Origin of the sequence: Pseudoalteromonas sp. NZS127_1 (genome assembly GCF_015864295.1) — a bacterium.
Taxonomy (GTDB): Bacteria; Pseudomonadota; Gammaproteobacteria; order Enterobacterales; family Alteromonadaceae; genus Pseudoalteromonas; species Pseudoalteromonas arctica.
The window spans coordinates 338,664-357,096 of record NZ_JADYXO010000001.1; the positions used below are offsets into that span (position 1 = coordinate 338,664).

The 18,433-nt window shown below is 38.1% G+C and carries 14 protein-coding genes; 6 read left to right on the plus strand and 8 right to left on the minus strand.

The features are described from left to right. Nucleotides 1-39: 39 nt before the first annotated feature. The gene (locus tag I6F50_RS01380; protein ID WP_197119333.1) at nt 40-1,215 is read right to left on the minus strand and encodes a putative manganese transporter; all 1,176 of its coding nucleotides are present in this window, start codon (nt 1,213-1,215) and stop codon (nt 40-42) included. Nucleotides 1,216-1,341: 126 nt separating this feature from the next. After that, nucleotides 1,342-2,967, minus strand: coding sequence for a M28 family metallopeptidase (locus tag I6F50_RS01385; RefSeq protein ID WP_197119334.1), 1,626 nt, complete (start codon nt 2,965-2,967; stop codon nt 1,342-1,344). A 113-nt stretch (nt 2,968-3,080) separates the two neighbouring features. Between I6F50_RS01385 and I6F50_RS01390 the strand changes: the two genes are divergently transcribed. The 4 genes from I6F50_RS01390 to I6F50_RS01405 all read left to right on the plus strand — a co-directional run bounded on the left by I6F50_RS01390 (nt 3,081) and on the right by I6F50_RS01405 (nt 9,217). Further along, nucleotides 3,081-3,893, plus strand: a complete 813-nt coding sequence (locus tag I6F50_RS01390; RefSeq protein ID WP_165741322.1) for a DUF3025 domain-containing protein — start codon at nt 3,081-3,083, stop codon at nt 3,891-3,893. Beyond that, entirely contained in the window at nt 3,890-4,678 is a 789-nt protein-coding gene (locus tag I6F50_RS01395; RefSeq protein ID WP_007586825.1) for an ABC transporter ATP-binding protein, read from the plus strand. Before I6F50_RS01390 ends, I6F50_RS01395 begins: the two co-directional genes overlap by 4 nt. Next, the gene (locus I6F50_RS01400) at nt 4,671-5,879 is read left to right on the plus strand and encodes an ABC transporter permease (RefSeq protein ID WP_008171197.1); all 1,209 of its coding nucleotides are present in this window, start codon (nt 4,671-4,673) and stop codon (nt 5,877-5,879) included. The genes I6F50_RS01395 and I6F50_RS01400 overlap by 8 nt, the downstream gene beginning before the upstream one ends. Before the next feature lie 278 nt (nt 5,880-6,157). After that, entirely contained in the window at nt 6,158-9,217 is a 3,060-nt protein-coding gene (locus I6F50_RS01405) for an ATP-binding protein (protein WP_197119335.1), read from the plus strand. A 25-nt stretch (nt 9,218-9,242) separates the two neighbouring features. Here I6F50_RS01405 and I6F50_RS01410 read toward each other — a convergent pair whose 3' ends face one another. From I6F50_RS01410 to I6F50_RS01435, 6 genes are all read right to left on the minus strand, one after another. After that, complete coding sequence (locus I6F50_RS01410) at nt 9,243-10,076, minus strand: UDP-2,3-diacylglucosamine diphosphatase (RefSeq protein WP_165741799.1); 834 nt, start codon at nt 10,074-10,076, stop codon at nt 9,243-9,245. A gap of 361 nt (nt 10,077-10,437) precedes the next feature. Then, nucleotides 10,438-12,162: a proline--tRNA ligase gene (locus I6F50_RS01415; RefSeq protein ID WP_197175134.1), complete on the minus strand. Its 1,725-nt coding sequence runs from the start codon at nt 12,160-12,162 to the stop codon at nt 10,438-10,440. A gap of 89 nt (nt 12,163-12,251) precedes the next feature. After that, entirely contained in the window at nt 12,252-12,956 is a 705-nt protein-coding gene (tsaA, locus tag I6F50_RS01420; RefSeq protein WP_165741930.1) for a tRNA (N6-threonylcarbamoyladenosine(37)-N6)-methyltransferase TrmO, read from the minus strand. Between the two features lie 411 nt (nt 12,957-13,367). Beyond that, nucleotides 13,368-13,937, minus strand: a complete 570-nt coding sequence (locus I6F50_RS01425; protein WP_007586810.1) for an outer membrane beta-barrel protein — start codon at nt 13,935-13,937, stop codon at nt 13,368-13,370. Nucleotides 13,938-14,196: 259 nt separating this feature from the next. Beyond that, nucleotides 14,197-14,661 (minus strand): acyl-CoA thioesterase, encoded by a 465-nt coding sequence (locus tag I6F50_RS01430; protein ID WP_007586808.1) that lies wholly within the window; start codon nt 14,659-14,661, stop codon nt 14,197-14,199. A 132-nt stretch (nt 14,662-14,793) separates the two neighbouring features. After that, nucleotides 14,794-16,440, minus strand: coding sequence for an electron transfer flavoprotein-ubiquinone oxidoreductase (locus I6F50_RS01435; protein WP_165741278.1), 1,647 nt, complete (start codon nt 16,438-16,440; stop codon nt 14,794-14,796). Between the two features lie 221 nt (nt 16,441-16,661). Between I6F50_RS01435 and I6F50_RS01440 the strand changes: the two genes are divergently transcribed. Both I6F50_RS01440 and I6F50_RS01445 read left to right on the plus strand, forming a co-directional pair. Next, nucleotides 16,662-17,411, plus strand: coding sequence for an electron transfer flavoprotein subunit beta/FixA family protein (locus I6F50_RS01440; protein WP_165728683.1), 750 nt, complete (start codon nt 16,662-16,664; stop codon nt 17,409-17,411). Continuing rightward, complete coding sequence (locus I6F50_RS01445; RefSeq protein ID WP_024589219.1) at nt 17,412-18,338, plus strand: electron transfer flavoprotein subunit alpha/FixB family protein; 927 nt, start codon at nt 17,412-17,414, stop codon at nt 18,336-18,338. Nucleotides 18,339-18,433 lie beyond the last annotated feature (95 nt).

The following is an 18,433-nucleotide window of genomic DNA, read 5'->3' on the forward strand; positions in this document are numbered from 1 at the left end:
CAATTGCTGAGCTTTTTTGTGTTTTTTAAATCTCATTTTTTAAATTTCAGCAAAAAAATACAACCCATAACCAACTATTAATGCGGGAATAGATGTATAAAGTGTAGCTATAACTGCAGCTTTGGGCGCCATTGCTATTGCTGGAAATAACGCATCACCATCGTTAGAAATTGCGTTTCCTGCTAAAGCACTAAAGGGAATAATGCCTTGAATATAAAGCGTTGTAACAATTATTTGCGGGCCACAGCCGGGTAAAAATCCAATAAGCACTGCAATTAATGGGGCTAAATAGGCGTAATGTACAAACCACGTTTTTAAATCAAGTCCTGCAATATTAACCAAAATCTCAAATAGCATAAAAGAGGCTACAACCCATGCCGTTACAAAATGGGTATCTTGTAATACTTTTATTATTTTAGAAGGGGGGTTACATGCATCGTCTTCTGACGTTACTTCTTGATAGCTTTCACCTCTTGACGAAAGTGCCCAAATACTAACAATAAATAAAGCCATTAATGCACCAAATAGCGTAATTACAGTACTTGTGCTTGAACCAAACTGTGAAAAATCAACATTAAACGCAATCAAAAAGGCAATTATAAGGCTTGGGATAATTGCTGCCATCCAAACCGGTTTGCTGATTTTAATAATGTTAGTTGAGAGTATTTTAATTTGGTGGTTTTGTTCTTGCGCTGTTGGGCGTAAAAAGTCTTTTTTGTGTATTGTATTAACCAGTAAACCACTGAATGTACCCACAACTAACCCTATTCCCATAATTAACAAGCCTTCAGTAGGGCGGGTAGCAAGTAATAAAAATGCTGCATCTCCCATTGTAGCTGTTAGCACAGCAACAATAGCACCAAAGCTTGCTTGGCCTTTTGTAAATTGAGTAACCACAATAATAGCGCCACCACAGCCAGGTAATGCACCTAAAACAGCTGCAAAGCTAATTTCTAAAATAGGGGACTTGGCACTTAAATAACTAAGCTCTAATTGAGGTAAGTGTTCTATAGCGTAGTAATAAATTAAAAGGGTAGCAGCAACAAACACACTCACTTGAAAAAATGCATCACTCAGTGCGGTCATTGTTATTTCGCGTAATTGCGGTATTGCAAGGCAAGTTAAAATAAATAAAGGCAGCAGTAAGCGTTTATTTTGGCTCAAAAATCGTTTTGAGGCAGGAGTAATAAAACCAATGTGAGGGAGTGAAATCATACAATGCGACCTAATAAATTAACTAGGTCACACTGTATATTTTAATTAAATGATAATCAATATCATTTACATCTATTTAAATCGATTACTCACTTTGAATTTTTCGATAAGTAAACTCAAATAAGGCTACTTACGCTGAAATTCAGAGTTTGTATTCCATGTTGGCCACTGTTCTGTTTCAGAAATATCAAAACCTACTTTATAAAATAATTGTAAGTCTTGAACAGCACCCGATAAATCCCATTCATCACGGTAGCGGTCGCACGGTTGATGGTAACAACCGCGAAGTACTAAGCTCATGCGTTTACGATAATTAGCTGTTTCTTCATCAGCAGCCACAGTTCCACCGCCTGCATACATTGCCGGAATACCCATATTTGCAAATGCAAAGTGATCAGAGCGGTAGTAACCACCCGATGATGGTTTAGGATCGCCAGATATTGTTCTGCCTTGCTCTTTAGCTGCATTAGTTAAAAACTCATCCATTTGAGATTTACCAATACCAACCACGTTCATATCTTTTACTTTGCCTAATAAATTTAAGCTATCCATGTTTATGTTAGCGACTGTTTTATTCGCTGCAATCACAGGATTTGCCGCATAGTATTTAGACCCTAATAAGCCTTGCTCTTCAGCAGTTACCGCTAAAAAGGTCATCGAGCGGCTAGGATGCTTAGGTAATTTAGTAAAAGCTTCAGCTACTTCAATAAGACCCGCTGTACCCGTTGCATTATCGTGAGCACCGTTATAAATTTGATCGCCTTTACGTGTTTTATCTGTGCCTAAGTGATCCCAATGAGCTGAGTAAATAACATGCTCATCTGGTTTTTCACTACCAGGTAAAGTGGCGATAAAGTTATATGACACCGATTTTTTAATCGTGTTTTTAATAGTAACAGAAGCAGTTAAATCGCCCATATCAACATGGTAAGCACCTTTGGCAGCATTCGTTTTAACGGTATCAAAATCTAAACCTGCTTTAGTAAAGAGCTCTTTTGCTACGTCAGTTGTAACCCAGCCTTCAACAGCTACACGGTCCATGTTGTTGTTTTCTTTTTGAAAACCAAACTGCTCGCCGCTCCACGAGTTTTCAACAACCGACCACGGATAAGATGCAGGTGCTGTTTCATGAATGATAATTGCACCTGCGGCACCACGGCGACTCGCTTCTTCGTATTTATATGTCCAACGCCCATAATAGGTCATCGCGTCGCCAGTAAATAAAGCAGGGTCTTTTGTTGCAAAACCCGGATCGTTAACCAGCATTACAACCGTTTTGCCCTTAACGTTTAAACCTTCGTAATCATTCCAATTGTATTCAGGTGCATTAACGCCGTAGCCCACAAATACAAGTTCAGAGTTTTCTATGCTTTCTTGAGCACTTATCCGACTGCTACCCATAACCATGTCTTTTTTGTATTGGTAGTCTTTACCGCCAATACTAAGCACCATGTTCGAATCAGCTTCTAAAGAAACTAATGGCACTTCTTGTAAGTAACTGTCGCCATTACCTGGTTTTAAACCTAAAGCTTTAAACTGCGCAGTTAAATAATCAAGCGTTAGCTTTTCGCCTGGTGATGAAGGAGCACGACCACCAAATTCGTCCGATGCAAGTACTTTTACATGTTTAGCCAGTTCATCAGCTTGGATACTGTTATAACCATTTGTTACATCAGTAGGTGTAATACTTGTTGTTGCGCAACCTGCTAAAACAGCGGTAGCGAGGAGTGTGAGAGAGAAATAATGTTTCATGTCAGCTCTTTTTTTGTTTTAAGTTGTGATTAGTATATTAACTTCTATTAAGTAGAACCAGTTTTTGCGGTAAACTTCTCGTAAATTATAGGCATAAATTGTTAAAGGTTTAAATGAAGCGTTTTACTCCCCCCGAGCAGTGGCAAATCAGTAGTTTAGAAACAGGTGCATTTGCGCATTTACGTGAGCTGTTTAAAGTTAACGAACTAACAGATTGGCCGGCGCCGCAGTGGTTTTCTCCATTTTTAACCGCTATTAATGCGAATAATATTCCTATTACTTTTGAAGATGATGCAAAGGTAGATTTTGGCGATCGTTATTACGAACAAGTTATTTTTGAAACGGGTGTTGTACCTACACGCAGTGAGAACTGGCATGACTTATTTGGTGGCTTTATTTGGTGTTTATTTCCTAAAACTAAAGCACTTATAAACCAGCGGCATGTACAAGATATAGCTGAACATGGATTACAACAGCGTACCAAACATCGTAATGCATTAACGCTCTTTGATGAATGTGGTGTTGTATTAGCTATAAGTGAGAGTAAATGGCAGCAGTGGCTTTGCGATCATCAATGGAAAACAGCATTTGTTGAACACAAACATGAGTGGGGTAAAACAATAAAACCTTTTATGTTTGGCCATGCTAATTATGAAATGCTCACCAAACCTTATATAGGTTTAACGGGTAAAGCATTGTTTGTTTGTGTACCGGATGAAATATTTTGTAAAGATTTAGTTACTCAATATCAGTACCTAGACCAAGCCCTTTATGAGATGATTAATACAGATAACTGCTTAGCCGATAACAAACAGCTTTCACCACTGCCTTTATTAGGTGTGCCAGGCTGGCATGACGAAAACAAAGACGACTCTTTTTACAACAATACAGATTATTTTAGAGCGAAACGAAGGATACGAACATGATAGAAGTTGCTGGGCTTAAAAAGAAATTTAAGCTAACTAAAGATCACAAAAAAAATAAAATAGACGACATCGACCCTCGTGAAGATAAAGATTATTTTCACTCAGTACGAGATGTGAGTTTTAGCTGCGCAAAGGGTGAAGTACTTGGATTGCTAGGCCCAAATGGTGCGGGTAAAACAACTACACTTAGAATGATTTCAACCGCGTTAAAGCCCGATGAAGGCTCAATAACAATTGCCGGAAACGACATTGTAAAAAAACCGCTACTGGGGCGTAAGTCTATCGGTTTTTTATCGGGCTCTACCGGTTTGTATGGCCGCTTAACTGTAAAAGAAAACATAGAGTATTTTGCAAAGCTCCACGGTATGAGCAAAAGCGATATTGCATCGCGTTGTGATGAGCTATTTACATTGCTTGATATGCATAAGTTTGTAGATAAACGCGCAGAAAACCTATCAACAGGTATGAAGCAAAAAGCAAATATAGCGCGTGCTGTTGTGCATCGCCCAGCAGTTGTTGTGCTTGATGAGCCAACAACGGGTCTCGATATAATGACCACGCAAACCGTTATTCAATTTATTAAGGGTTTAAAGGCGCAAGGTACTCCTGTTATTTTTTCTACCCATCATTTAGATGAAGTTGCACTTTTATGTGACCGAGTAGCTGTAATTAACGAAGGTATTAGCTGCTTTGACGGAACAGTAGATGAATTTAAACAAGCAGGTAATAGTGATGAGCTTAATCAAGCGTTTATGAACATATTAACGGAGAAACATGATGTTTGAGGTATTTAAAAAGGAATTAAGAGAGTTATTACGCGACAAAAAAACGCTATTATTTGTTGTTGCGCTTCCTGTCGCTATATTTCCGTTATTGTTTGCCGTAATGGCATTTATAAGCTCACAAGCAGCAATGGACGCAGAACAAAAAGTAAATACGTATGCCATTATTAATGGTGAATATGCACAAGAATTTACTGATAAAGTGTTTTATCACAAAAGTTTTGAGCTTTATAAAGGGGCTAAAACCTTTAATAACATTGAAGAGCTTAAAGCTGGTGTTATAGCTGGCGATATTGATATGGGTATTTATTTACCAAGCCATGCTGAGCAAACACTAGATAATGGTGAACAAAGTCAGTGGCAGGTTGTTTTTAACGATTCAAAATCTATTAACTTTTTATTCGAACGCGTCAAAGAGCTAGCAAAAGAATACAGTGACGTACTGCAAACTCAAAAGCTAATCAGTTTTGGTATTGAAGAGTCTGTTCAAAAATCTATTCTTAACCCAATTGAAGTAATTAAGGTGGATACAGCCGATAAACGTGAAAACCTTGGCGAAAAAATTGGCGGTTTTTTACCTTACTTACTTATACCATTAGTACTAATGGGGGCTACTTATCCCGCTATTGATTTAGGCGCTGGCGAAAAAGAACGCGGCACGCTAGAAACACTCCTACTTACACCTATTACGCGTACAGAGCTGGTGCTTGGTAAATTTATAACTTTGTTAACTACATCCATTGCCTCCACAACCATAACGGTCTTAAGTATGGGCTGCTGGATAGCACTGGCGTTAGCATTTGCCGATCTAGATTTTATTAAAGCGGCATTTAGTACATTAGCGGTAACCGATTTACTGATGATATTTGTATTGCTACTGCCTGTGGCTGCTATATTTTCGGCTTTGGCACTGGCTATATCTATTTATGCACGTACGTTTAAAGAAGCACAAAACTATATGGCCCCCTTAAGTATGGGCGTGTTTTTCCCTATTATTATTTCAATAATGCCAAATATGGAGCTTACTGCTAAAACAGCATTCATTCCTGTTACAAACGTGGCTTTAGCAATTAAAGAAATAGTAAAAGGGACTGTTGATTACACATTTGTAGGCTTAATATTTTTAGCAACTGCAATCATTGCAGCCGGACTACTGGCATTTTGCGTTAAATGGTTTAACAGAGAAGATGTGCTGTTTAGATAATAATATAGATTTAGCACTCTAAAAATATATAAAAGGTAGCATTGGCTACCTTTTATATTTTAAAGGAATGATTGCTTGAAAAAACTATTTTATAAGCTGCGTGAGTCGATATGGGTACTCTCATTCATTTATAATTCATATAGAGAGAGTGCTCTAAATAAAACTAATGATTTAGTCTTTTTATTATAAAAATTATAACGATAACCGATTAGTTAGGTGGTCCAATTCTTTCGTTAATGCTCTATACTAATAACAATAAAAATTTATGGTGAAGGTAAATGTTGAAAAAGAATAATTTTTTGAATGTGACAAAAAATAATAGACTAATGCTCGTTGCAACAATAATATTTGTTCTTATAGCTTTACCATCTCTGTATTTGTTTGACCAAAAAGTAAGAAGTGATGTTTATAATTCAGCCCAAATAGAATTAAAACGTGAGCTTGAAACAAAAAGCCTTTCACTAAAAAACCATCTTAAAGATAGTGTTACCGCTATTCGCTTTTTAGACGCAACGCCCCCGATTAAAGGCATTACTCGCGCCACTGAAAACAAGAAAATAGATCCCTTGTTAGGCACGCACATCGACGTTTGGGAAGAGCGCTTAGCGAGTATTTTTAGTGGTTTTATGCGCACAGACGACAGCATACTTCAGGCTCGCTATATTATTCTCGCAGATGGTGGGCAAGAAGTTGTCAGGGTTGATAGAAACCAACTCGGAGAAATTAATCGACTGCAAGGTCTGCAATTACAAAAGAAAGGCCAACGCGATTACATGATAAAAGCGAGTATGCTCGATAATAAAAGTGTTTATATTTCTCCAATTAACTACAACCGTGAAAATGGGCAGATACAAGAACCTTATATAAGTACTTTTCGTGTAGCTAAGCCTGTTTTTGATGAAAAAAATAAAATTTTTGCAATATTAGTCACTAACTACTTTGCTGATAAATTAATAAAAAGTTTAACGGTTGAATCTCCACAAGGAACACAAATTTACCTAATGAATAATGAAGGTGAATTTTTATATCATCCAAACTCTCAATTACGCTTCGGTTTTGAATTTAATAAAGCAAAAACATGGACTGAAGAATTTTCCACTGCAAGCACAATGGCAGAGCAAGGCACTTTACCGCTAAGTAATTACCCAATTGCTTACACGTTAAAAAAACGTATTTCGTTTGATGGTGATATTGCGATGTTACCTTTAGAGCTTGGTGTAAGTGTTGATACTAAAACGTTGTTTGCAAAGGTGAACGAAAGGCGTCAAAACTTTATTGCAATGCTAGTGGTATTCTTTAGCGTATTTTTAGTTATTGCCTTTTTATACCAACGTTTTATAAACCGTAAGTTGTTAATTAATTCTCTAAAAGAGCAAAACAATAAAGTAATAGAAAATTCTTTGGATGCTATTTTTACAATTGAGCAAAACGGCGAAATTGTTCACTTTAATAATACAGCTAAAGAGGTTTTCGGTAATTCAATCTCAGGCACTAGCCCTGACTTTGTTTCTTTATTTAACTTAAATGAAGCCGATAATAACTGTATAGAAGAGACTATTTCAAACGGATCAAAAATGCCGTTTGAAGCTATCTACACAGATGGTTATGGCAACAAACAATACTTTTCAATTACACTCAGTAGTATTTTTGATGTCTACAATAACCGTTATCAGGTAGCGGCTATTTTAAGAAATATTAGCTCATTAAAAAATACTCAATCAGAGCTTGAAGGCTTAAACAGTACTTTAGAGCTAAAAGTATCACAAAGGACTGTTGAGCTAGAGCGAGCAATTGATCAAGCATTAGCAGCGAGCCAAGCAAAAAGTGACTTTGTAGCAAATATATCTCACGAAATACGCACACCGATGAATGGCGTTTTGGGTATGCTTGAAATGCTCAAAGAAGATGGCTTAAGTGAACAACAATACCATTACTTAAAATTAGCTAATAGTAGTGCTAACTCTCTGATGAATTTGATTAACGATATTCTCGATTTTTCTAAAATAGAAGCGGGTAAGCTTGATATTGATAATCATACATTTGATGTTGTTACAGTATGTAGCGATATGATTAGCTCTTTAGCGTTACAGGGCCAGCGCAAAGGTCTTGAAGTGTTTTTAGATACAAAAGATGTAGTAGATAGAATGGTTATTGGCGACAGCCATCGACTTAAACAAATTTTAATTAACTTAGTTAATAATGCATTTAAATTTACTCACCGAGGTGAAGTAAGTTTAACTGTCGGCTCTAAGTACATTACCGACTCAAAGTTATTAATGAGCTTTACAATAAAAGACACGGGAATTGGTATAGCGCCAGAGAACATAGACAAACTATTTGAAGTGTTTACACAAGAAGATTCAAGTACAACCCGCCATTTTGGTGGTACAGGCTTAGGCTTATCTATATGTAAAAAACTTGCTCAGTTAATGGGTGGTAATATTACGGTTATAAGTGAAAAGGGTGCTGGTAGTACCTTTACCGCAACAGTTGAGCTACATGTAGCACAAGAGAAAAAATTAAACACAGGTATTGAGCTTGCTACAAGTATTAACGTAGCGGCATTAATAGCGCGCGATAACGTTTATAAAAACGTGTGCGATTTATTGCTACTAACCTGTAAAGTAAATGCAGAAAACATTGTAAGACTCGACTACTTTAGTGAGCATAAAGAGTTTGAAGCTGACTTATTATTGATTGACGATGAGCATCCTCAAATTGATGCGTTAATTGATTACTGTAAGCAGTTTAATAAAAAGTACGTCTTAATTTTACGCGACATGGTGACCGATAAACCGACTAAAATGATATTACCTGAGGGTAGCCACATTCTAAATAAACCGCTTACCCAAGATCAATTTAGCTATAAGTTAGCCAGCTTATTTGGTGCCAGTAATGATTGTATTATAGCGCCACCAAAAGGCTTAACAGAAGAACAAGTAGAGCCTGATTTGTCTGCTTATCATATATTATTAGTAGACGATAATATGATTAATATTGAAGTTGCTAAGGCGATTTTAAAACGCACTAAAGTAAAAATCACCTGTGCATCAGACGGTGTAGAAGCATTAGAAGCATTGAGAGAAAACACAGAGCAAGCTTTTGATGTTATTTTAATGGATTGCCAAATGCCTAATTTAAATGGCTACGATACAACAAGTGAAATCAGAAATAGTAAGGCCGGGGTAGACTACACTTACATACCTATTATTGCTATGACAGCAAGCGCAATGGAAGGTGATAGAGAACGTTGTTTAACTGCAGGCATGAACGACTATATTACTAAACCAATCAAACCAAGAACGCTGAAAGATAAGTTAATCACCTGGCTAAGTTAATCGTTATTAGATGAGAATCAGCTGCTTATGCAGCTGATTTTTTTGGTTTAGCATCCGTTGATATATTTAACCTTGTTATGTCGGCGCTATCGAGTACGGTTTGTGTGTCTGACCAATGTAGTAATTCAATTTTTCCATCTTGCTGCTCTACCAGCGCCGTACAACTCTCAATCCAGTCTCCATCGTTACAATACATAATTCCGTCATCTACTTTTATTTTGGGATGATGAATGTGTCCACAAATAATACCGTCTACGTTTTGCTTTTTAGCTTCATGAATTGCGGCATCTTCGAAGGCTTTAATTGCTTCACGTGCTTTGTGTACGCGAGCTTTTATCCATGATGCAAGCGAGTAGTAATTACCACCAAATAGCTTTCGAATACGATTGGTCCAGCGGTTTAAAAATAATAAAAAGTCGTACCCTGCATCACCTGCGATACTAATAAGTTTGTTATAGCGTGTCGCGGAATCAAAGTCATCACCGTGTACGAGTAAAAAACGTTTATTAGCTTTAGTGGTGTGAATAAATTGCTGGTGGATTTCAATACCAAATAACGTTTGATTTATATAGTTTCTAAACGTTTCGTCATGATTACCGGGAATATAAATGACGCGTGTACCGCTAGCTGCTTTTTTTTGTATAGAGTTTAATACTTGATAATGCGAAGGGTGCCAATAAAACTGACGTTTCATTGACCATAAATCAATAATATCACCCACTAAATAAAGTGTGTCGGATTCTACCGAGTTTAAAAAATCGAGTAAGTAATCTGCTTTACAGTCTTTGTAACCTAAATGAACATCAGATATCCAAATAGCAGGGTAGTGTTGCTTCTTAGTGTTTGCGCCATTACTCATTTTCATTCCCTAAAGTATCGAGTGTAATAGTTAAATAACCTGAACTCTGGTTAAGAGATTTACTAAGGTATTGAATCATGGTGATATTTAAATTTATTTTCTCTAGCCAGAGATTTTCAGTGAAAACAAGGCGAATTTACGCGTCAATAGCGAGCCTATTGCAAGTAAATTCAACGCAGTTAGCGCTGAAAATAGCTGCTCGAGATAGATTTATTATCCAGAGTTCAGGTTAAATACTTTAGGGAATAAAAATGACAATTATACGACAGTAATACTAAAGCTAAATGACACATGTAAAATTTAGATATAAAAAAACCGCTTTTAAAAAGCGGTTTTAAAATTACTTATAAGTATTTTTAGCTTAACCTTTAACGGCTGCTTTAATTGCATCAATTGCTGTATCGATATCAATCATTAGCTTTTCACCTGTACGGCGGTTTTTAAGCTCAATTTTGTTTTCGTCAAGGTTACGCTCACCAATTACTAGCGTAAATGGCACACCAATGAGTTCCATATCGTTAAACATAACACCAGGGCGCTCTTTACGGTCATCAAATAACACATCAAGACCTGCATCTTTTAAACCTTGGTAAAGGTTATTTGCAATATCAGGAATACGATGCGATTTGTGCATGTTCATTGGAACAATTGCTAAATCGAATGGCGCGATTGATTTTGGCCAAATGATCCCGTATTGATCGTTGTTCTGCTCAATAGCAGCAGCAACAATACGTGAAACACCAATACCGTAACAACCCATAGTCATGGTTTGGTTTTTACCACCTTCGTTTAATACACCCGCTTTCATCGCTTCTGAGTATTTAGTGCCAAGTTGAAAAATATGACCTACTTCAATACCACGTTTAATTTGTAAAACGCCTTGGCCACATGGGCTCACATCGCCTTCAACAATATTACGAATATCAGCAACTTCGTAATCAGTTACGTCACGATCCCAGTTAATACCGCTGTAATGCTCGTCGTCTTTATTTGCACCGGCAACAAAATCAGCAAGTATGTTAGCTGCTCTATCAACAATAATAGGCATTGATAAGCCGACAGGACCTAATGAGCCAGGTTTTGCGCCAATAGCAGCAACAATATCTGCCTCTGTTGCCATTTCAAGCGGAGAGTCTACTAATGGGTGCTTTTCAGCTTTTAGTTCATTTAATTCGTGATCGCCACGCAGTACTAAAGCTACTAAACCGCGTACTTCGTTTTCATCAGGCGTACCATAAACAATTAACGTTTTAACACCGCGATGTGGCTTAACACCGTAGTGTTTTTTAAGCTCGTTAATCGTTTTAGCGTCAGGAGTTGGAAACGCTTTAAGCTCTTTTGATGCTTCAGGGCGAGGCTCGCTTGGTGCCAGTGCTTCTGCTTTTTCAATATTAGCGGCGTAATCACTGCCATCACTAAACGCGATTGCATCTTCGCCCGACTCAGCAAGTACATGAAACTCGTGCGATACGCTACCACCAATAGAGCCTGTATCGGCTATAACAGGGCGGTAATCAAGGCCTAAACGCTCAAAAATATTACAATATGCTTTGTGCATCGCTTGATAAGTCGCATCTAAACACTCTTCACTTAAGTGAAAAGAGTAGGCATCTTTCATTGTAAACTCACGAGCACGCATTACACCAAAGCGAGGACGACGTTCGTCGCGTACTTTAGTTTGTACTTGGTATAAAGTAACTGGTAATTGCTTGTAGCTGCTTATTTCTTTACGTACGAAATCAGTTATTACTTCTTCGTGTGTTGGGCCAAGTGCAAACGTACGGTTATGACGGTCTGTAAAGCGCATAAGCTCAGGACCAAATTCATTCCAACGGCCAGACTCTTCCCACAAATCAGCAGGTTGAATAACAGGCATTAGCATTTCAATTGCACCCGCTTTGTCCATCTCTTCACGTACAATGTTTTCTACTTTACGTAGCACGCGTAAACCAGAGGGTAACCAAGTGTATAAACCCGAAGCGACGCGACGGATCATACCGGCTCTAAGCATTAACTGATGCGATACGATTTCAGCATCTGATGGCGTTTCTTTAAGTGTTGCGAGTATATATTGGCTTGTACGCATGTTTTTTCCGAAATAGAGTAATTATATTCTTTTAATAGAGCTTAAGTTTACCAGCGGATGCTTTTACACTAAAGCGCTAAGTGAGTTATTTAGTTTTTTTCTATGCTTGTTACTAAGTTATGTGCATCATTAACCTGCCAGCGAATATTAAAGTCATAGAGAGTCATCCCGTAGCTTTGCATTTCTTCTTTTTGTTTTTTATAAGCAGGGCGAGGATCTTGTTTTAAAACATTGGCTATAAAATCATGTAAGTCTGGGTATTGTGTTTGGGCATTAACAAACTCAATTGCCTGAGGGCTAAATTCAACCGTCATTTGTGTTTCAGGGCGCGTGTCAGCAAAGCCAGCACTTGCATCAGGCATAGAGTCTGAATACGGCAAATACGGTTTTATGTCAATAATCGGTGTGCCATCAAGTAAATCAATGCCAGCGAGTAATAAGCTAAGTTGTCCGTTTTTATATTCAATACCTTCAAGTTTTACGGCGCTCATTCCAATTGCGTTTGGTCTGAATGTAGCACGGGTCGCAAATACACCTTTTCGCTCATTGCCACCCAAACGAGGCGGGCGCACCATAGCAGAATAACCTTTATCAGCTGTTCCATGAAAACGAAATAACAACCAAATATGAGTAAATTCATCTAAACCACGTACAAACTCTTCGCGATTAAAATCGGGGGCAAATATAAGCTTTGCTTTAGCTTGTGGCACTAAACGTGGTTGCCTAGGTATAGCAAACTTTTGTTTATAAGGAGATTGAATGTGGCCAATAGCCGAAATGGTGTAATCGCTCATAGTACTCGGGTACAAATAAAATAGAGCGCTATTCTACCCGCATTTAGCATTTATGGCATTAATGTAAGCAAGTTTATTGCGTATACCAATTTTATTAAAAATATGATTATTCTACTGCATTAAATAGCGCACTTACTTTGTTAGGAATTATTCATAGTTGACTGCATGGATGCAGGAGGTAGAACAATGCAGGGAGCGATTAGTGATAACAACTATATATTATAATTTTGCCTTGTTATTGCGCTATTTTCTTAGTGCTACAATAGAACAATTATTTAATGCACTTGGCATTATAGACCAAACGGTTTAAAGTTTTTTATTGAACTGATTGGTTTATATTAATATTTAAAAAGAGCCTAAAACAAAAAAGGTAAGCCCTTGGGCTTACCTTTTATACATGCTAAAGACTAATTAAAACATGTATTGAACTGATACAGACGCTACATCCATATCTGGGTCAATGTCGTCATCAAGTTTATAACGCTCATACTCTAAACGAAATTGTACATTTGTTGTAAGCGCGTATTCAATACCAGCGCCGTAAAATGCATCACCACCATCTGTAGACGCTGATACGCCACCTACTGGTAAATCTTGTGTGTAATCTGCATCCCATTCAAGCCAACCGCCTTTTGCATACACAGAAAAGCTTTCTGTTATAGGGTAGCCCAAACGTGCGGCAAGCGATACGCCATCAATTTCAGCTTTGCTGTCTATATCACTTACTTCATCAAAGTTTTGATAAGCAAGCTCTAAGCTTAAGTACTCGTTAAATTGTGCACCAACGTAACCCTTAAGCATTTGTGCATCGTCGTCAAAGTCAGTGTCGTTGTCACTGTCTTCAAATTCAAAAGAATATTGACCGTAACCGATACCAGTATAAATACGTGGAGAATCGAAATCAGAAATGTCAGCGTGTGCTGCAGAGTTAAAACCCAGTGTTGCTAGTGCAATAGCTGAAAGAGAAAGTGTTTTAATCATTGAATAGCTCCTTTACAAAAAATAATCAAATGCTTGATTTCATTAATCAAACTTCAATTATCTACTTGCAGCGAGCGTGCCAATATTAAAATGAATTAAAAACACGCCTTAATTAATTCTTTTGTATTGGTTTTTACGGTATTTAGCGTGTTTTATAATCAAAGTGAACTTTTGTGTAATTGAGTACTCTAAAATAAGTTGTATCTTTTACAAAGTATAATGAGTTTTTTACATAGCCTGACTTTATTTAAACTAGTAATTACACTGTATGAAGCAAGTTTTCTGTTTCAATTGCTATTTCTTTCATTTTTATAGCGTAATTTTCTAATTTAATATCTTCTTCTGTTACAGCTTTAAACGAAGGCACTTCTATTGGGTAGCCCGTTTCATCCATTGCAATAAAGCTGATAACACAATGATTTGTTTCAACCATATTTTGTGTTTTTGGATCGCCACAACGCACTTGTATAAATATTTGCATGCTACTTCTACCCGTATGGGCAATTTTAGCTTCTACTTCGACTATTTGACCTACTAGAATAGGGCGTCTAAATTTAACACCCGCAACCGAAACCGTTACGCAGTAGTGACCACTCCAACCCGCAGCACATGCATAGCCTGCTTGGTCAATCCATTTCATGACGGCCCCACCATGAACTTTACCACCAAAATTAACATCGGTAGGCTCTGCTAAAAAACGAAAAACAACTTTTGACGACGGCATAGATAACACTCTTATTATTAAAACTACTATTAGCATAACGTAAAAAAGGGGCCGAAGCCCCTGCAATTTAGGATATGTTTATAATTTATATGTAAAAAAAGTGATTATATGTGTATATAACGCATAATTTAGTTACATATTAGGGTAGTTTGGCCCACCAGCACCTTCTGGGGTTACCCAAGTAATGTTTTGGCTTGGGTCTTTAATATCGCAGGTTTTACAGTGCACACAGTTTTGGGCGTTAATAACAAACTCTTTATTGCCTCCTATTTCTTGTACTTCGTAAACGCCTGCTGGGCAATAACGTTGTGCGGGTTCATCAAATTTAACTAGGTTTACGTTAATAGGAATTGACGCATCTTTGAGCTTTAAATGACAAGGCTGTGATTCTTCGTGGTTAGTATTTGATAAAAACACACTTGAGAGTTTATCAAAGCTAAGGTGTCCATCTGGCTTTGGGTACGCTATTTTGTCAGCGGCGTTAGCATCAACAAGGGTTGAATGATCGGGCGTATTATCTTTAAACGTAAAGGGTAAACCACCATTAAAAATGTTTTGATCAAGCGTGTTATACGCACCCCCTATAAACTTACCGAGTTTGTGCATTGCAGGGCCAAAGTTACGAGATTGATATAACTCTTTATATGCCCACGATTTCTCAAACGCAGTTTGATAATGAGTTAAATCGGTATTTGCCAACTCATTTTGCAATGCTTCAAAAATAACCTCAGCGGCAATCATTCCCGATTTCATTGCAGTGTGATTACCTTTGATTTTTGCAAAGTTAAGTGTGCCTGCATCACAACCAACAATTAAGCCACCCGCAAAATGCATTTTTGGTAATGAATGCAAGCCACCTTTAGCAATAGCACGTGCGCCGTAAGCAATACGTTCGCCACCTTCTAGTACGTCTTTAAATACTGGATGGTGCTTCATTCGCTGAAACTCATCGAACGGGCTTAAATGTGGGTTCGAGTAATTTAAATCAATAATCAATCCAACAACAACTTGGTTGTTTTCACTGTGATACATAAATGCACCACCATTAGTATCGCCGCTAAGTGGCCAACCTGTACCATGAACAACTTTGCCAAGCTCATGCTTACTTTCATCAATTTGCCAAATTTCTTTAAAGCCTAAACCGTAATGCTGCGGCGATGAATCTGCATCAAGTGCAAACTCATTAATTAGCTGCTTACCTAAATGACCTCGGCAGCCTTCTGCAAATATGGTGTATTTTGCACGAAGCTCCATACCTGGCATGTAACCGTCTTTTTCATTACCGTCTTTGTCGACACCCATATCGCCAGTAATAATCCCTTTTACTGCTTTATCTTCAATTATTAAAGAGTGAGCACTAAATCCTGGAAAAATCTCTACGCCTAAGCTTTCAGCTTGCTCTGCTAGCCATCGACATACATTACCCATAGATACAATGTAGTTACCATCATTATGAAATGTTTTTGGCGTAGCAAAGTGGGGGATTGATGTCGCTTTTTGCTCGTTATTAAACCAATAAATTTCATCGTTGGTTACTTTGGTTGTAACCGGTGCGCCAAGCTCCTGCCAATTTGGTAGCAGTTCATCCAAAGCTTTGGTTTCAAAAACAGCACCAGAGAGTACATGTGCACCCACTTCAGAACCTTTTTCGACTACGCAAATCATGCACTCTTGTTGTTTTTCTTGTGCTAGTTGCGCGAGTTTAATTGCACTTGAAAGCCCCGCAGGGCCAGCGCCAACAATTACTACATCAAATTCCATGGTTTCACGTTCGACCATAATAACCTCTTTATCTATGACGGACTTATTCGAATGTTTACTACGCATTTAAATAAGGTGTACAGCCTATTTTTAACCTTGCAAATTAAACGTTACAGACTGTGAATAGTTAAAGGTTATTTTAGGTTGACGTTTACGTCAACAGGAAGTAGTCTAATTTCATAAAATAAATAAGTTGACGTGCACGTTACCTTGTAGGTTTAAATAATTATGGAGTTCCTATGAAAGTTCTCGTACCAATAAAAAGAGTGATTGATTACAACGTAAAAGCACGCGTTAAAAGTGATAACAGCGACGTTGATTTAACTAACGTAAAAATGGCAATGAATCCGTTTTGTGAAATTGCCATAGAAGAAGCCATTCGCCTTAAAGAAGCTGGTACAGCCAGTGAAGTTATTGCTGTTACTATTGGTCCTAAAGCATCGCAAGAGCAATTACGCACAGCATTAGCACTGGGTGCCGACAAAGCCATTCACATCGAAACCGATGAAAAGCTCGAGTCACTCCATATTGCAAAGCTCTTGGCTAAAATTGTTGAGCAAGAGTCTCCTGAACTTATAATTTTAGGTAAACAGTCAATCGATTCAGATAATAATCAAACAGGTCAAATGCTTGCTGCGCTTACTAATCGTGGGCAGGGTACATTTGCATCCAAGGTTGTTATTGAAAATGGCAAAGTAAACGTGACCCGCGAAGTTGATGGGGGCCTGCAAACGGTAGCACTTAATTTACCGGCGGTTGTTACAACTGATTTGCGCTTAAACGAGCCTCGTTACGCATCACTGCCAAATATTATGAAAGCCAAACGTAAGCCGCTTGAAGTAATAGCAGCTGATTCGCTTGGTGTTGATTTAACACCGCGTATTCAATTAATAAGTGTAGAAGAGCCAGCTAAACGTACCGCAGGAATTATTGTTGAAGACGTTGCACAGCTTGTAGAAAAATTAAAAACAGAGGCAAAGGTGATTTAAATGAAAACACTCGTAATTGCAGAGCACGACAACGGTGCCTTAAAACCAGAAACCTCAAAAACGATTAACGCTGCAGTAAAAATAGGTTTTCCTGTTGATGTGCTTATTGCAGGGAACAGCCTAAGCGCAATGAGCTCACAAGTGGCCAGCATTGATGGCGTAGCTAATGTTTTAGTTGCCGATAATAGCGTTTATGAACATCAGTTAGCTGAGAGCATGACCGATTTAGTTTTATCGCTTAGCGACACCTACAGCCACATTGTTGCAAGTGCAACGACAACAGGCAAAAACTTTATGCCACGTGTTGCTGCGTTATTAGATGTTGCGCAAATTTCTGAAATTATCGCAGTAGTGGACGCCGATACATTTAAACGTCCAATTTATGCAGGTAATGCAATCGCCACGGTTAAATCACTCGACAGTAAAAAAGTAATTACCGTACGTGCCAGTAGCTTTGATTTACAAGGTGAGCAATCAGCTGCTGCTATAACAAGCATTGATACAGTGTCTGATTCGCAATTAAGTAGCTTTGTAAGTGTTGAACAAACAGAGTCTGAACGACCTGAACTTACGGCTGCCACTGTGGTTATATCGGGTGGTCGCGGTATGCAAAACGGTGAAAACTTTGCACTACTTAATGGTATTGCCGACAAATTGGGAGCAGCCATTGGTGCGTCGCGCGCAGCAGTTGACGCAGGCTTTGTACCTAACGATATGCAAGTAGGGCAAACCGGTAAAATTGTAGCGCCTAATTTATACATTGCAGTAGGGATTAGCGGTGCTATTCAGCATTTAGCCGGTATGAAAGACTCAAAAGTAATTGTCGCGATTAATAAAGACCCTGACGCACCTATTTTTCAAGTTGCAGATTACGGGTTAGTGGCTGACTTATTTGAAGTACTGCCACAGCTCGAAAGTGCTTTATAGCGCTTAATTAAGCAAAATTTATTCTGGTTGAAAGCCGTGGTGCTCTTTGAGTGCTGCGGCTTTTTTATTCGGTAAATCAAAGACACAAAAAAACC

Coding starts and splice junctions, on each gene's coding strand:
- I6F50_RS01385 (WP_197119334.1), bottom strand. CDS start 2,967: ATGAAACATTATTTCTCTCTCACACTCCTCGCTACCGCTGTTTTAGCA.
- I6F50_RS01415 (WP_197175134.1), bottom strand. CDS start 12,162: ATGCGTACAAGCCAATATATACTCGCAACACTTAAAGAAACGCCATCA.
- I6F50_RS01395 (WP_007586825.1), top strand. CDS start 3,890: ATGATAGAAGTTGCTGGGCTTAAAAAGAAATTTAAGCTAACTAAAGAT.
- I6F50_RS01405 (WP_197119335.1), top strand. CDS start 6,158: ATGTTGAAAAAGAATAATTTTTTGAATGTGACAAAAAATAATAGACTA.
- I6F50_RS01400 (WP_008171197.1), top strand. CDS start 4,671: ATGTTTGAGGTATTTAAAAAGGAATTAAGAGAGTTATTACGCGACAAA.
- tsaA (WP_165741930.1), bottom strand. CDS start 12,956: ATGAGCGATTACACCATTTCGGCTATTGGCCACATTCAATCTCCTTAT.
- I6F50_RS01380 (WP_197119333.1), bottom strand. CDS start 1,215: ATGATTTCACTCCCTCACATTGGTTTTATTACTCCTGCCTCAAAACGA.
- I6F50_RS01435 (WP_165741278.1), bottom strand. CDS start 16,440: ATGGTCGAACGTGAAACCATGGAATTTGATGTAGTAATTGTTGGCGCT.
- I6F50_RS01445 (WP_024589219.1), top strand. CDS start 17,412: ATGAAAACACTCGTAATTGCAGAGCACGACAACGGTGCCTTAAAACCA.
- I6F50_RS01430 (WP_007586808.1), bottom strand. CDS start 14,661: ATGCCGTCGTCAAAAGTTGTTTTTCGTTTTTTAGCAGAGCCTACCGAT.
- I6F50_RS01390 (WP_165741322.1), top strand. CDS start 3,081: ATGAAGCGTTTTACTCCCCCCGAGCAGTGGCAAATCAGTAGTTTAGAA.
- I6F50_RS01425 (WP_007586810.1), bottom strand. CDS start 13,937: ATGATTAAAACACTTTCTCTTTCAGCTATTGCACTAGCAACACTGGGT.
- I6F50_RS01440 (WP_165728683.1), top strand. CDS start 16,662: ATGAAAGTTCTCGTACCAATAAAAAGAGTGATTGATTACAACGTAAAA.
- I6F50_RS01410 (WP_165741799.1), bottom strand. CDS start 10,076: ATGAGTAATGGCGCAAACACTAAGAAGCAACACTACCCTGCTATTTGG.